The organism is Rhizobium tropici CIAT 899, from assembly GCF_000330885.1.
GTDB lineage: Bacteria > Pseudomonadota > Alphaproteobacteria > Rhizobiales > Rhizobiaceae > Rhizobium > Rhizobium tropici.
Window position 1 is genome coordinate 3155240 of the sequence record NC_020059.1, and the last position, 14687, is coordinate 3169926.

The 14687-nt window shown below is 59.8% G+C and carries 15 protein-coding genes; 11 read left to right on the forward strand and 4 right to left on the reverse strand.

Features of this window, described 5'->3' with window-relative positions; translation table 11 throughout:
* The first annotated feature begins 14 nt into the window (after positions 1–14).
* Complete coding sequence (gene lysS, locus RTCIAT899_RS15480) at positions 15–1511, forward strand: lysine--tRNA ligase (protein ID WP_015341181.1); 1497 nt, start codon at positions 15–17, stop codon at positions 1509–1511.
* Between the two features lie 52 nt (positions 1512–1563).
* Positions 1564–1830 carry a hypothetical protein gene (locus RTCIAT899_RS15485; RefSeq protein WP_015341182.1) on the forward strand — a complete coding sequence of 89 codons (267 nt, stop codon included), beginning with the start codon at positions 1564–1566 and terminating at the stop codon, positions 1828–1830.
* Positions 1831–1871: 41 nt separating this feature from the next.
* Here RTCIAT899_RS15485 and RTCIAT899_RS15490 read toward each other — a convergent pair whose 3' ends face one another.
* Positions 1872–2708, reverse strand: coding sequence for a hypothetical protein (locus RTCIAT899_RS15490; RefSeq protein WP_041677678.1), 837 nt, complete (start codon positions 2706–2708; stop codon positions 1872–1874).
* Between the two features lie 195 nt (positions 2709–2903).
* On the opposite strand from RTCIAT899_RS15490, the gene RTCIAT899_RS15495 reads away from it, so the two are divergent.
* The 7 genes from RTCIAT899_RS15495 (at position 2904) to RTCIAT899_RS31970 (ending at position 9902) form a co-directional block, all read left to right on the forward strand.
* Entirely contained in the window at positions 2904–3812 is a 909-nt protein-coding gene (locus tag RTCIAT899_RS15495) for a LysR family transcriptional regulator (RefSeq protein ID WP_015341184.1), read from the forward strand.
* A gap of 170 nt (positions 3813–3982) precedes the next feature.
* Positions 3983–5143 carry an ABC transporter substrate-binding protein gene (locus RTCIAT899_RS15500; protein ID WP_015341185.1) on the forward strand — a complete coding sequence of 387 codons (1161 nt, stop codon included), beginning with the start codon at positions 3983–3985 and terminating at the stop codon, positions 5141–5143.
* Between the two features lie 185 nt (positions 5144–5328).
* A complete protein-coding gene (locus RTCIAT899_RS15505; RefSeq protein WP_015341186.1) occupies positions 5329–6315 on the forward strand; it encodes an ABC transporter ATP-binding protein in 987 nt (328 codons plus the stop codon).
* Positions 6312–7286, forward strand: a complete 975-nt coding sequence (locus RTCIAT899_RS15510; RefSeq protein WP_015341187.1) for an ABC transporter permease — start codon at positions 6312–6314, stop codon at positions 7284–7286. Before RTCIAT899_RS15505 ends, RTCIAT899_RS15510 begins: the two co-directional genes overlap by 4 nt.
* Positions 7276–8091 carry an ABC transporter permease gene (locus RTCIAT899_RS15515; protein ID WP_015341188.1) on the forward strand — a complete coding sequence of 272 codons (816 nt, stop codon included), beginning with the start codon at positions 7276–7278 and terminating at the stop codon, positions 8089–8091. The genes RTCIAT899_RS15510 and RTCIAT899_RS15515 overlap by 11 nt, the downstream gene beginning before the upstream one ends.
* A gap of 13 nt (positions 8092–8104) precedes the next feature.
* The gene (locus RTCIAT899_RS15520; protein WP_015341189.1) at positions 8105–9532 is read left to right on the forward strand and encodes a gamma-aminobutyraldehyde dehydrogenase; all 1428 of its coding nucleotides are present in this window, start codon (positions 8105–8107) and stop codon (positions 9530–9532) included.
* A 196-nt stretch (positions 9533–9728) separates the two neighbouring features.
* Positions 9729–9902: a DUF1328 domain-containing protein gene (locus RTCIAT899_RS31970; protein WP_015341190.1), complete on the forward strand. Its 174-nt coding sequence runs from the start codon at positions 9729–9731 to the stop codon at positions 9900–9902.
* A 155-nt stretch (positions 9903–10057) separates the two neighbouring features.
* Here the strand turns inward: RTCIAT899_RS31970 and RTCIAT899_RS15530 are convergent.
* The 3 genes from RTCIAT899_RS15530 to RTCIAT899_RS15545 all read right to left on the reverse strand — a co-directional run bounded on the left by RTCIAT899_RS15530 (position 10058) and on the right by RTCIAT899_RS15545 (position 12409).
* Positions 10058–10818, reverse strand: a protein-coding gene (locus tag RTCIAT899_RS15530; protein ID WP_085999169.1) for an IS5 family transposase whose coding sequence is annotated in 2 segments (ribosomal slippage) — positions 10058–10491 and positions 10491–10818 — 762 coding nt in all. Because the reading frame shifts where the segments join, the coding sequence is not laid out codon by codon here.
* Between the two features lie 78 nt (positions 10819–10896).
* Complete coding sequence (locus tag RTCIAT899_RS15540; RefSeq protein ID WP_015341191.1) at positions 10897–11571, reverse strand: DUF1345 domain-containing protein; 675 nt, start codon at positions 11569–11571, stop codon at positions 10897–10899.
* 106 nt (positions 11572–11677) lie between these two features.
* Positions 11678–12409, reverse strand: a complete 732-nt coding sequence (locus RTCIAT899_RS15545; RefSeq protein ID WP_015341192.1) for an SDR family oxidoreductase — start codon at positions 12407–12409, stop codon at positions 11678–11680.
* Positions 12410–12777: 368 nt separating this feature from the next.
* On the opposite strand from RTCIAT899_RS15545, the gene RTCIAT899_RS15550 reads away from it, so the two are divergent.
* Together RTCIAT899_RS15550 and RTCIAT899_RS15555 are read left to right on the forward strand one after the other, a co-directional pair.
* Positions 12778–13569 (forward strand): IclR family transcriptional regulator, encoded by a 792-nt coding sequence (locus RTCIAT899_RS15550; RefSeq protein ID WP_015341193.1) that lies wholly within the window; start codon positions 12778–12780, stop codon positions 13567–13569.
* Between the two features lie 153 nt (positions 13570–13722).
* Positions 13723–14559, forward strand: coding sequence for an amidohydrolase family protein (locus RTCIAT899_RS15555; protein WP_015341194.1), 837 nt, complete (start codon positions 13723–13725; stop codon positions 14557–14559).
* Positions 14560–14687 lie beyond the last annotated feature (128 nt).

The following is a 14687-nucleotide window of genomic DNA, read 5'->3' on the forward strand; positions in this document are numbered from 1 at the left end:
CGGACTTTAAAACCATGAACGACAAGACCGAAGCCTCCGCCCTCTCCTCCGACGCAACGGAAGTTCGCCGCCAGAAGCTGAAGCTGCTGCGCGAACAGGTCGGCGACGTCTATCCGGCGCATTTCCACCGGACGATGACGAATGCCGAGCTCGCTGCGAAATACGAAGGCCTGGAGCCGGATACGGAAACCGGCGATGTCGTCACCGTTGCCGGGCGCGTCTATTCCTCGCGCAACTCCGGCATGTTCATGGACATCCACGACGCCTCGGCCAAGATCCAGATTTTCAGCCACAAGGACGTGACCTCGGAAGAAGCTCGCGCGTTGCTGCCGATGATCGATATCGGCGACATCATCGGCGTCACCGGCGTCGTGCGCCGTACCAAGCGCGGCGAGCTGACCATCAATGCCCAGCAGATCACCATGCTGACCAAGTCGTTGCTGCCGATGCCGGAAAAGTGGCACGGCCTCTCCGATATAGAGCTGCGCTACCGCAAGCGTCATCTCGACATCATGACGAACGAGGAATCGAAGCTCCGCTTCCAGCAGCGCAGCCGCATCGTTTCCGGCATCCGCCGTTTCATGGAAAATGACGGCTTCATGGAAGTCGAGACGCCAATGCTGCATTCGGTCTATGGCGGCGCGACGGCCGAGCCGTTCAAGACGCATCATAACACGCTGAAGCTCGACATGTACTTGCGCATTGCGCCGGAACTGTTCCTGAAGCGCACGCTGGTTTCCGGCCTCACCGACAAGGTCTTCGAGATCAACCGCAACTTCCGTAACGAAGGCGTCTCCACCCGGCACAATCCTGAATTCACCATGATGGAGTGCTATTGGGCCTATGCCGACTACGAGGACATCATGGACCTTGTCGAGCGTCTGTTCTCGACGCTCGCCATGTCGATCCATGGCAGCACCGAATTCGCGTTCGGCGACAAGCAGATATCCTTCAAGGGCCCGTTCCGCCGCGTGCCGATGCCCGATGCCGTCAAGGAAGCGACCGGCATCGACTTTCTGGCGATCAAGACCGACGAAGAAGCACGCGCCGCCTCCAAGGCTGCCGGCTTCGCCGTCGAGAAGGACGCGACCTGGGGTGAATGCCTTGCCTTCATCTTCGAAGAGAAGGTCGAGGGCACGCTGATCCAGCCGGCACACGTCACGCATTTTCCGAAGGACATCTCGCCCTTCGCCAAGGAAGTGCCGGGCGAGCCGCGCCTCGTCGAACGTTTCGAGACTTATTGCAACGCCTGGGAACTCGGCAACGCCTTCTCGGAACTCAACGATCCGGAAGAGCAGCGCGCCCGCATGGTCGACCAGCTCCAGCAGGCGCATGCACGCGGCGAGAAGGAAAAGCAACTGGACGAGGAATTCCTCGATGCCATCGACCAGGGCATGCCTCCGGCAGGCGGTCTCGGCATTGGTGTGGACCGCCTCATCATGCTGTTGACCAACTCGCCATCGATCCGCGACATCATTCTTTTCCCGGCCCGTCGCAACAAGGCCGATTGAGACCGGTTTGGTCCTTCGAACATCAAAGGTGCGTATTATGACGGATAAAGAGATGCCAGCCGCAGACGATAGCGAGCATCAGCGGCTGGCCGATCTTGCTGAGATCGGCGACATCGATCTCTCGCAATACGCACCGGGAACGTTCGGTTGCCACGAGGCGATGCACACGGTGTCGATCATGCTTGACATGACCGACGACCTGCTGCTTCAGCACCCCGCCATCCTGGCGAATCCGGACTTCTACCGCCTTGCAGGTGAGGTTCACGAGGCGCTTTTCGCGCTCTACCAGGCTATCGGCGAAAAACATCTGGCGGAATAAGACTGTTACTTGTCCGCCGGATGGCGCGAAGCCAGTTTTGATCAATTGGTGACGGGCGAGCGGCGGTCGGCTGCACCCGTCATGGTCGGGTCCAATCCCGGTGATGGGCTCTTGTCTTTGGAACCGGCATCGGCCCCGATGAACTCGCCGTTCTCATCATAGCCCGGCTGCACATTGCCGGTCGATTTCGGCTCCGGCAGCGGCGGCTTGGCATCGCGGCTCTCGGGCTGTTTTGCGGCCGTCTTCTCTTCCGCGGCGATCGCCGCCTTCATCTTGTCCTTCTTGGCGTCGCCGCCATTGTCCGCTGCCAGCGCATTGCCACAGTCGGACAGATCCTTCAATCCAGCGATCGCCGCATCGATATCCTGCGGCAGCATGGTAATCTGCTCGCCATAAAACAGGCCGGCATTGCTGGCGCCACCGTCGTAATAGCGTGCCGTCAGCGGTGCTTCGGAGCTGCCATCGACCAGCCGGTCGGGATGGGCCACATAGACGACATCGGCGCCCAGAGCCCGGCCGCGCAGGTCGGAACGCAACGTCGGCCCGTTCTGGTCGAGAACTACAACCTGTACGAGATCCGGCTTCTGTTCCTGATAGACGGCCTTGGCAACGCGGAGCGCGGTTCTGACCCGCGTCAACCCATCGGTCGGCTCGGTGCGAATATATTTGCGAACCCAGAAGCGGTTGTCCTTGCGGATCGTGATGAGATTGACGTCGGTGCACTGGAGCCCGTCGGGGGAAGCAGATACAAGACCAAGCAACCTGTCCTTGCCAACATAAAGCGCAAGAACGCCGGAGGACCCCACGAGAAGGGCCACTCCGCCGATCAGTACGACAAGTTTCCGGGGTACCCGGAAAATGTGCAGTAAGGCGCTCACGCCAACTGCTCCCTCATAGACCACTCCAAGGCGACAAAAATGATCAACCCTCACGTTAGGGAACTGGCGTTTCGGAATACTTAAAACCGAGGTAAAACTTGCATCGTCTTCGACATCGTTACCAAAAAAGGTCCAAACTTTCACAGCTATGACGAGCACTTGCCTTTCTCAGCGCGAACATGCTCTAACCGGAGCATGGCCTTCACGCTGAGACAGCTGCAATACTTCGTCGCCGTGGCGGAACAGGGCTCCGTGACGCGGGCCGCCCAGAACCTGTCGATCTCGCAATCCTCTGTGACCGAAGCCCTCAAGGAGCTGGAAAGCGACCTCGGCGTCGAGCTGTTCGAGCGCCATCCGCGTGGGCTGTCGATCACGCACAACGGCCACCAATTCCTGCGTCACGCAACGAAGATCCTGGCAACCGTCTCCGACGCGCGCACCAGCTTTTCCGGAAAGCGGAACGAAGCCGGCGGCACGCTGAATATCGGCGTAACGTCGCTTGTCGCCGGCTATGTTCTATCAGATCTTCTGGCGCGCTATCGCCGTGCCTGCCCCGGGGTCGAAGTCAGCGCCATCGAGGACAATGGCGGCTATCTGGAACATCTTCTGGTGGGTGGCGAACTCGACGTCGCCGTCATGGTCATTTCCAACCTGCGCGACCGCATGGCCCTGCAGGCGGAGATCCTCGAAACTTCGCCCTACCGGCTCTGGCTGCCGATGGGCCACCCCCTCGTCTCGGCCGATATCATCAGCGTCGCCGACATCACCCGTGAGCCGTTGATCATGCTGACCATCGACGAAATCGAGGAAAACACCGGCAAGCTTTTGACCGCGCTCGGCGCCCGCCCGCATGTCGCCTTCCGCACCCGCTCGGTCGAAGCGGTGCGCAGCCTGGTTGCGACGGGCGCCGGTGTCGCACTGCTGCCCGATCTCGTCTATCGCCCCTGGTCGCTGGAAGGAGATCGCATCGAAAGCCGCGACGTCTCCGGCTCGCTGCCGGTCGTGCAGGTCGGCATGGTCTGGCGCAAGGGATCGAGCCTGCCGCAAGCCGCCCGCGATTTTGTCGGCGTGGCCGAAAGCATGCGCTCGGGGCGGCAGCGGTAGCAGAGGCCCGCTACCGGCTCATGCATATGCACTAGGAATCGGAATTTCCGATATCGCCTTTCTGATAAATGAATTTGCGAATGCGGCAAAATCGCGTCACCTTTTCTTCCGGGAACAAGAAGCCAGCCACTGGCTCCACAATATCAAGGCTCAAAAACCGGGAGAGTCCGATGAAGCATCTGCTGAAATCATGCACGGCCGTACTCGCATGCCTTAGTTTCGCAACGCAGGTCATCGCCGCCGAGCCATTGAAGACGCTCGGCAAGGGCGAAGGTGCGGTCAGCATCGTCGCATGGGCCGGCTATATCGAACGCGGCGAAAGCGACAAGAATTACGATTGGGTCACCGGCTTCGAGAAGGAGACCGGCTGCAAGGTTAGCGTCAAGACCGCGGCAACATCGGACGAAATGGTCGCGCTGATGAACGAAGGCGGCTTCGACCTCGTCACCGCATCCGGCGATGCCTCGCTACGGCTCGTTGCCGGCAAGCGCGTGCAGCCGATTAATACCGACCTGATCCCCAGCTGGAAGAACCTTGACGAGCGACTGAAGAATGCGCCCTGGCATACGGTCAACGGCGTTCACTACGGCGTGCCCTATCTCTGGGGCCCGAACGTGCTGATGTACAACACCGCCGCCTTCAAGGACCAGGCACCGAAGAGCTGGAACATCGTCTTCGAAGAAATGAACCTGCCTGACGGCAAGTCCAACAAGGGCCGCGTGCAGGCCTATGATGGCCCGATCTATATCGCCGATGCCGCCCTCTACCTCATGGCCCACAAGCCGGAGCTGGGCATCAAGGACCCCTACGAACTCAACGAAGATCAGTACAAGGCTGCCCTCGAATTGCTGCGCGGCCAGCGCAAGATCGTCAGCCGCTACTGGCATGATGCCATGATCCAGACCGACGACTTCAAGAACGAAGGCGTCGTCGCTTCGGGCTCATGGCCGTTCCAGGTGAACCTTCTGCAGGCTGACAAGCAGAAGATCGCCTCCACCTTCCCGGATGAGGGAACGACGGGCTGGGCCGATACCACCATGCTGCATGCCGACAGCGAGCATCCGAACTGCGCCTATATGTGGATGGAACACTCGCTGCAGGCCAAGGTTCAGGGCGATGCCGCCGCCTGGTTCGGCGCCGTACCTTCCGTTCCGGCCGCCTGCAAGGGCGATGAGCTCCTGACCGACAGCGGTTGCGCCACCAATGGCTATGACCACTTCGACAAGATCAAGTTCTGGAAGACGCCGGTCGCGAAATGCAGCACGCAGAGCGAATGCGTGCCCTATCATCGCTGGGTCTCCGACTATATCGGCGTGATCGGGGGCAGATAACTCTTCCTCTTCTCCCCAGCGGGGGAGAAGATGCCCGTCAGGGCAGATGAGGAGGATGAGGAGCGAAACGACGAATGTCCTGAGCAACAAGCGAAGGACAGCTCATGTCGCCCCCTCATCCGGCCCTTCGGGCCACCTTCTCCCCGCTGGGGAGAAGGAAAGACAACCTTTTCCTGGAGAAACCAATGAACGCCGTTCGCTTCCAGCAGGTGTCGCGCCATTTCGGCCAGGTCCGCGCTGTGGACCACGTCGATCTGGAGATCGCGCCCGGCGAATTCTTCGCCATGCTCGGCCCTTCCGGTTCCGGCAAGACCACTTGCCTCCGGCTGATCGCGGGTTTTGAGCAGCCGACAGGCGGGCATATCGAAATCTTTGGCGAAACCGCCGAAGGCGTGCCGCCCTATAGACGCAACGTCAACACGGTCTTCCAGGATTATGCGCTCTTTCCGCATCTCAATATCCTCGACAACGTTGCCTACGGGTTGATGGTCAAGGGTATCGGCAAGGCCGAACGGCTGAAGGCCGCCGAACAGGCGCTGGAGCTGGTGAAACTGCCCGGCTATGGCGCCCGCCGCCCCGGCCAGCTCTCCGGCGGCCAGCGGCAGCGCGTGGCGCTCGCCCGCGCGCTGGTCAACAAGCCGAAAGTGCTGCTGCTCGACGAACCGCTCGGCGCGCTCGACCTGAAACTGCGCGAGCAGATGCAGGAGGAGCTGAAGAGCCTGCAGCGCGCGCTCGGCATCACCTTCGTCTTCGTCACCCACGATCAGGGCGAAGCCTTGTCCATGGCCGACCGCGTCGCCGTCTTCAACGACGGCCGCATCGTGCAGCAGGGCACCCCGCACGACATCTATCAGCGACCAAAGACCCGCTTCGTCGCCGATTTCGTCGGCTCCTCCAATGTCATTGCCCCCGAAACCATGTCGTCGCTCGGCGGCGAACGGCGTTGGGCCAGCCTGCGCCCCGAAGCCATCCGGTTGACTGAGGAGAGCGGCGTGGCGGCGACCGTGAAAACGACAAGCTTTCTCGGTGCCGCTACCCGCCTCTCCGTCGAAGCAAACGGCACCCGGCTGCATGTGACGGTACCCGCCGGACAACTAGCCCCGGATACCGGCGCATCCGTCCGCCTCGCATGGCTGCCTGCCGATGTGCACTACATGGATGACGCCGCATGAACGCCGCAGCCTTCCCCGCCTCGGCGAAGCAAGCGCCGGCCTCGATCCTGCCGAGGCGCAGCGGCATCTTCGGCCGCCTCTCCGACCTCTTCTGGCGCCGCCCGAAGCTGCTGCTGTTCCTGATGCTGACGCCGCCGTTGCTCTGGCTCGGCATCATCTATATCGGCTCGCTGATCGCGCTTTTGCTGCAGAGCTTCTTCTCGATCGACGACTTCTCGGGAATGGTGAATTACGAATTCACGCTCTCGACCTATGCGCAGCTCCTCAACACAGCCAATTTCGACATCATCGTGCGCACGGTGGTCATGGCCGCGCTCGTTACACTCGCCTCCGCCTTCGTCGCCTTCCCCATCGCCTATTATGCAGCACGCTATGCACAGGGCAAATGGAAGGCACTATTCTATCTCGGCGTCATGCTGCCGCTCTGGTCGAGCTACCTCGTCAAGGTCTATGCCTGGAAGCTGATCCTCGCCAAGGAAGGCATCCTCACCTGGATCTTCGACAAGCTGCACATCGGCTGGCTGCTCGATGGCGTGCTTGCCCTACCCGTCATCGGCGGCAATTCGCTCTCGGTCAGCTATATCGGCACCTTCCTTGTCTTCGTCTATATCTGGCTGCCCTATATGATATTGCCGACGCAGGCCGCTCTCGAGCGCGTGCCGGCCAACCTGCTGGAAGCCTCGTCCGATCTCGGCGCAACACCGAACCAGACCTTCCGAACGGTGCTCCTGCCGCTCGCGCTGCCCGGGATCGTCGCCGGCTCGATCTTCACCTTCTCGCTGACATTAGGCGATTACATCATCCCGCAGATCATCGGGTCATCGCGTCTGTTCATCGGCCAGGCGGTCTATACCCAGCAGGGAACCGCCGGCAACGTGCCGCTGGCCGCCGCCTTCTCGGTCGTACCGATCGTCATCATGGCCATCTATCTCTGGGTCGCCAAGAAACAGGGAGCTTTCGATGCGCTCTGATCGTGGCCAACGTGCCTCCCTCCCCCTGAAGATCGCAGCCGCCGGCGGCCTGCTCTTCCTGCATCTGCCGATCCTGCTGATCTTCGTCTATGCTTTCACTACCGAGGAAAAGAGCTATCAGTGGCCGCCACCGGAGCTGACGCTGCAATGGTTCGGCATCGCTTGGAACAGGCCGGATGTCTGGTCGGCACTGGGGTTGTCGGTGCAGGTCGCGACCGTCGCCACCATCATCGCATTGATCCTCGGCACGCTCTGCGCCGCCGCCGTCAGCCAGACGAAATTCTTCGGCCGCGAGGCGATCTCGCTTCTGGTCATCCTGCCGATCGCGCTTCCGGGCATCATCACCGGCATCGCACTGCGCTCCGCCTTCAGCCTGTTCGATATCCCGTTCTCGGTCTGGACGATCATTCTCGGCCATGCCACCTTCTGCGTCGTCGTGGTTTACAACAATGCCGTCGCCCGTTTCCGTCGCACCTCCGGCTCGCTGATCGAGGCGTCGATGGATCTTGGCGCCGATGGCTTCCAGACCTTCCGCCATGTCGTCCTGCCGAATATTGGCACGGCGCTGCTTGCCGGCGGCATGCTTGCCTTCGCGCTGTCCTTCGATGAGGTCATCGTCACCACGTTTACCGGCGGCCAGCAGATGACGCTGCCGATCTGGATGCTGGAGGAACTCATCCGCCCGCGCCAGCGACCCGTCACCAACGTCGTCGCCATGGTTGTCGTGCTTGTCACCTTCCTGCCGATCCTGGCAGCCTACTATCTTACCCGCGACGGCGACCAGATCGCCGGCGGCGGCAAATGAAAGGGAGATAAATATGGATACCCAGATGCTGATCGGCTCCCGCTTCGAGGCCGGCACGGAAACGGAAGAACGCGTTCTCAACCCGAAGACGGGCGAGACCGTTCTCAACCTGCCCGAGGCGTCACTTGGCCAGATCGATGCCGCCGTCGACGCAGCCGAAAAGGCCTTCACGAGCTGGTCGCAGACGACGCCAAGCCAGCGTTCGGCCTATCTCCTCAAGATCGCCGACGCCATCGAGCGCGATGCCGAAGGCTTCGCCGCGCTCGAAGCGTTGAACTGCGGCAAGCCGATCAATGCCGTGCTCAATGATGAAATTCCGGCGATCGTCGACTGCTATCGCTTCTTTGCCGGCGCGGTTCGCAACCTGCACGGCCCGGTCGCCGGCGAATATCTGCCCGGCCACACCTCGATGATCCGCCGTGATCCCATCGGCATCGTCGGCTCGATTGCACCGTGGAACTATCCGCTGATGATGATGGCCTGGAAGCTGGCGCCAGCCATTGCCGGCGGCAATACCGTCGTCTTCAAGCCCTCCGAGCAAACACCGCTGACGGCGCTGAAGATGGCGAAGCTGCTGGCAGATGTCCTTCCCGAGGGCGTCGTCAACGTCATCCTCGGCCGCGGCGAGAGCGTCGGCAATGCGCTGATCAACCACCCGAAGATCAGCATGGTCTCGATCACCGGCGATGTCGCAACCGGCAAGAAAGTCTTGCAGGCTGCGGCCAAGACGGTGAAGCGCACGCATCTCGAACTCGGCGGCAAGGCTCCGGTCATCATCTTCGACGATGCTGATATCGACTCCGTTGTCGCCGGCATCCGCACCTTCGGTTACTACAATGCCGGCCAGGACTGCACCGCCGCCTGCCGTATCTATGCCGACGCCAAGGTCTACGACAATTTCGTCGCCGACCTCACCTCGGCCGTGTCTAACATCAAGTTCAACCTCGCCGACGACACCGAGAACGAAATCGGCCCACTGATCTCCAAGCGCCAGCGCGACCGTGTCGAAAGCTTCGTCACCCGCGCCGCCGAACACAAGCACATGGAGATCACGACAGGCGGCAAGATCTCCGGCGAGCGCGGCTTCTTCTACGCACCGACCATCGTCGCCGGCGCGACGCAGGACGACGAGATCGTTCGCCGCGAAGTCTTCGGCCCCGTCGTCTCCGTCACGCGCTTCACCAACCCCGACGACGCCGTCACCTGGGCCAATGACAGCGACTACGGCCTCGCCTCCTCGGTGTGGACGAAGGACATCAGCCGAGGCATGCAAACCGCTGCCCGCCTGCAATATGGCTGCACCTGGATCAACACCCATTTCATGCTGGTCAACGAAATGCCGCATGGCGGCCTGAAGCAATCCGGCTACGGCAAGGATATGTCGGTCTACGCTATCGAAGACTACACGGCCGTGCGGCATGTGATGATCAATCATGGGTGAGGAATAGTGGGGTAAAACAAACACCTCTATATTTGCCCCACCGCTGTCCCCCCCTCTGTCACTATCGTGACAGAGGGGGTGCGCACTCTCCACAGCATCCACCAAAACCAGGCAACTCGCCAAAACCAAACCGCCCTCGGAACAAATCACCCTTCTCCCGCGTCTTTAAGAAGTACAACGCAGAGGAGATTGCTAAATGCTGAAATGGGCTCTCATTTTCTTTGTGATTTCTTTGATCAGCGGCTTTTTCGGCTTTTCCGGCGTGTCCGCCGCAACCGCAACCATCGCGCGCGTTCTCTTCGCCATCTTCCTGATCATCTTCCTGGTATTCCTGATCCTGGCCGTCATGGCCGGCAACGCCGTCGTTTGACGACGGGGATCATCGATGCATCGGGGCGGGCCTGGAGCAGTTCCAGCAAAAGTGCGAAGCGGTTTTGCGTCCGGAACAGCGTAAAAACAAGAAGATAGAGCGTTTTCGCGATTCGAAGAAAAGCGGAATTGCTCTAGGCTATGGTGACGATTTAACTATTTGAGCCAGATTGCAATTGCAGCGATGATGACGAACCCTCTGAAGTTGACGAGGAGTTTGTCGTATCGGGTAGCCACGCGACGGAATTGCTTGAGCTTTGCAAAGAAGCGCTCCACGAGGTTGCGTTCCTTGTAGAGGCCCCAATTGCAGGCATGCGGGCGTCGTCGCCCGGGTCGTGGTGGAATGACCGGAACAGCGCCGGCGTCCAGAATGGTGTCGTGGAAGTGTTCGGCATCATAGGCTCGGTCGGCGATGACGTGGCTGGGATTGAGGCCATGGAGCAATTCCTTGCCATAAATCACATCGCCACGGTGTCCCGGTGCAAGTACGAAGCGCACCGGTAGCCCCAAAGCATCCACGACGGCGTGGATCTTGGTGCCTAGCCCGCCGCGTGAGCGGCCAAGGCCCTGGGCGTCCGCTCCCCCCTTTTTCGCCGGGCGCCAGCGGCTTGAGGCTGGGCACGGATGGAGGTGGAATCGATCGAGACCCAGTCAAGGTCCGCTTCTCGCGCTAACGCCTCGAACAAACTTTCGAGGACACCCATCTCGATCCAGCGGTAATAGCGCCGCTTGACGGTCTGGTAGTTGCCATAACCTTCGGGTAAATCACGCCAACGTCCACCAGAGCGGGCCATCCAGACCAGCGCCTCGACGAACCGCCTGTTATTGGAGCGCGGACCACGACGCCCCTTGCGTCCTCCCGGCACAAACGGCTCGATCCGAGACCACTGTTCCGCACTGAGCCTATCGATATCCATGACCGACCTCCAAAAATCAGTCTTGAATCTGATTTGCTCCTCACTGGGAACCCCAAATCCTTAAATCGTCACCACAGCCTAGATCAGGCTCGCCCCAACGTTTATGGCGAGCGCCAGGATCGTCGTGTTGAACAGGAACGACAGGATCGCATGGAGAAGTGCCAGCTTACGCATCGAGACGGTGGAAATACCGATATCGGCGGTCTGCGCCGCAACGCCGATAGTGAAAGAGAAGTAGAGGAAATCCCAATAAATCGGCTCCTCCAAAGGCTCCGCGAATTTCAGCCCCTGCCCCTTGCCCGGAATGCTGTAAAACCGGTGCGCATAGTGGATGGTGAACAGCGTGTGCAGGAAGGTCCATGATATCAGGATCGTCACGATCGCCATCATCACCCGGAAGAGAGCGACCTCGGGCGGGGCATCCTTGACCCCAAGCAGATCAAGCGCGATGCCGCCGATGCTTGCGAGCGCTGCCGCAATCGACAGGAACAGCAGAAACCCATCCGAGAAATCGAGATCGGCGGAGCGCTTGCGGATGCGCTGCGGATCGGCCGTCAGCATGCGGTAGAGACTGTAGACGATGTAGACGACCGCCGTCGTATCCCAGGCGATCAGCAAATTGCTGGCATTGAAGTCTCTGGAGGTCAGGAGCAGAAAGACGGCAATACCCGCGAGCACCGAGATCACGATCACATGGTGCTTGCGCCACAGCACGAGGCCTCTTGAACGATATAAGAATCCGTTCGCATCCATGCCGCTCTCCCGATCGCAAATCGCCCGTCGCAAACCGATTCGCAAACGAGAGTGGCAAATAAAAGGAGGCCCCGCAACACGAAGCCTCCGATAGCGAAAAACGGCTTCAGCCTGTCCAACCGCCGTCAATGACGTGGATCTGGCCTGTGGTGAAACCCGCCTCGTCGCCGGCAAGGTAAGTCACCAGCGCAGCGATCTCCTCGGCGGTCGCAATGCGGCCCATCGGCTGGCGGGCGATGAAATCCTTCAGCGCCTTGTCATAGTCACCGGTTGCCTTCAGCCGCTCATGCAGCGAGGGACTATCGACCGTGCCAGGGCAAATCGCATTGGCACGGATACCCTTGGCAACAAAATCGGCAGCGATCGACTTGGTAAGGCCGATTACGGCAGCCTTGGAGGCGCAATAGGCGAAACGGTTGGGCACGCCCTTCACGCTGGAAGCAACGGAGGACATGTTGACGATCGAACCCTTGCCCTTTTCCAGCATGCCCGGCAGGAAGGCGCGGCAGGTCGTATACATCGCCTTGGCATTGAGGTTGAAGGAGAAATCCCAATCCTTTTCCTCGCAGTCGAGGATCGTGCCGGCATGCACGAAACCGGCGCAGTTGAAGAGCACGTCGATCGGGCCAAGCTCTTCCGCGTAAGCCTTGACGGCGGCACTGTCGAGCACATTCAAGACATGCTTGGTCGCACCGTCGAGCGTCGAAACTGTCTGCTCGTTGATATCGGTGGCATAGACATGCGCACCAAGCGAGATGAAGCGCTCCGCCGACGCCCGGCCGATACCCTGTCCCGCCGCCGTGATGACGACCTTCTTGCCTTCCAACCCGTGACCCATAATCCTGATCCTTTCCTCCGGACCATGATCCTATCCCAGTTCCGCCAGCTGCATCGCCGGCGCCAGAGATAAGATCATGCAATAACAATTAGTTGGCGTAGCCTTGCGCTACCTTCTGAGGACCGCACAAAGCGGCCGCTCAGCTTGTCAACGAAGACTGTATGTTGTTCGCCACTTGGCAGTCCATCGCTAATCACTCCCCTCCAGGCTGGGACCAATCGTCCGATTGCCCTCTGGACCCTTTACAGGCCAATAATTTATAAGCAAACATCTTATTCACTGATCGTCAAGTCGCGTTCACTCACTTGTAAAATTCCATCATTCATATATGAATGATTGATATATTTTGTCGCATGAGGGCTTTGTTCATGAGCATAGAAGACGACAGTGATCGTTATCGGGCACCGGCCTTGGACAAGGGGCTCGACATTCTCGAATTGCTGGCGAGGATCGATGGCGGGCTGACGCAGGCGGAAATCGCCAAGGCGCTTAACAAGAGCCCCAACGAATTCTATCGCATGCTCGATCGTCTCGTGCGGCGCGGCTATGTGCAGCGGCAGGACGGCGATCGCTTCTATCTGACCCTGAAGCTTTTCGGCCTGGCGCATTACCATGCGCCGGTGCGCCGCCTCGTCTCCTTCGCCACGCCCCTGATGCGCGAATTCTCCAACAGAGCCGAGCAGGCCTGTCATCTGGCGATATACGATCGCGGCTCCGTCGTCGTCATTGCCCAGCAGGATTCGCCGACCTATTGGGGCATCTCGATCCGCGTCGGCGCCCAGCTCAATCTCTACAATACCGGCTCGGGCCATATTCTCCTGGCATTCAAGGATGAAAAGCAGCGCCAGATGATGATTGACGAGCAGAGGCGCCAGGAACCGGACCCTGAGGAGCCGCCTGCCGATCTCGAAGAGAAGCTCTCGGCAATCCGCGAGAACGGCTTCGAAACCATGGACAGCCTGCAGACGAGTGGCGTTCACAATATTTCCGCGCCCGTTCTGGCGATGGACGGTAATGCGCTGGCCGCGTTGACCTGCCCCTATATCCAGGCCGTGAACCCGAAGGCGCCGACGCGTCAGCAAGTGGTCGAATATGTGCGGCAAACAGCCAAAGCGATCTCCGAAATCGTCGCGGGGACTGTTGACCAGGCCGAGCTATAATTTTTATTTGAATGAATAATTTTTCTGTGAGTATGTAGGAAGCCAGCAGCTAGAGTAATTCCACGAAAAGTGCGGAGCGGTTTTCCGTCCGGAATTGCATGAAAATACAGAGATAGAACGGTTCAGACTAAACCGCTCCAAGGGAGGAACGCCATGCTTTTCGACAGCCATCTTCACATCGTCGACCGCAAGCGGCTGGGCTATCCCTGGCTGGCAGATGCCGGCGCACTCAATCGTGACAGCCTTTATGAAGATTATGCGCGAGAGGCCAAACGCCTTGGGATCACTGACACGCTGCACATGGAAGTCGATGTCACCGAAGAGGATATCGAGCGCGAGACCGAATATGTCAAAGGCCTGAGCCGCGAGCCCGGCAGCCTGCTACGCGGCGCCATCGCCGCCTGCCGTCCCGAAAGTGCAAACTTTCCCGCATATCTCGAACGCGCGCTCGCCGACCCGTTCGTCAAGGGCTTCCGCCGTGTGCTGCATGTCGTGCCGGATGATGTCTCGGAGGGTGTTCTCTTCCGCGAAAACCTGAAGCGGCTCAGCGATACCCGTCTTACCTTCGATCTCTGCGTCCTGCCCCATCAGATATCCAGGGCGATCGCACTCATCGACCTCAATCCCAATGTTCGCTTCATCCTCGACCATTGTGGCGTGCCGGCCGTGAAGGATGGGCTGAGCGAAAGCTGGTCGTTGGGCGTCAGCGAGGTGGCGAAACGGCCGAATGTCATCGTGAAGATCTCCGGCGTTGTCGCCTATGCCGATCCGGACAACTGGTCGCCGGAAACGCTACGGCCATTCGTCGAACATTGCATCGCAAGCTTCGGCTGGGACCGCGTCATCTGGGGCAGCGATTGGCCCGTCTGCACGCTTGGCGGCAATCTCTCCACCTGGGTCGCCGCCACTCATGCCCTGATGTACGGTGTCAGTGCCGACGAACGCGATCGGCTCTATCACCTCAATGCAAAGCGCCTCTGGTCTCTCTAAGGCTGCGCGCATGCCGTCTAGAGCGGTTCCAGCAAAAGTGCCAAGCGGTTTTGCGTCCGGAACTGCGTAAAAATAAGGAGATAGAGCGCTTTCGCGATTCGAAGAAAAGCGGAAATGCTCTAACTGCG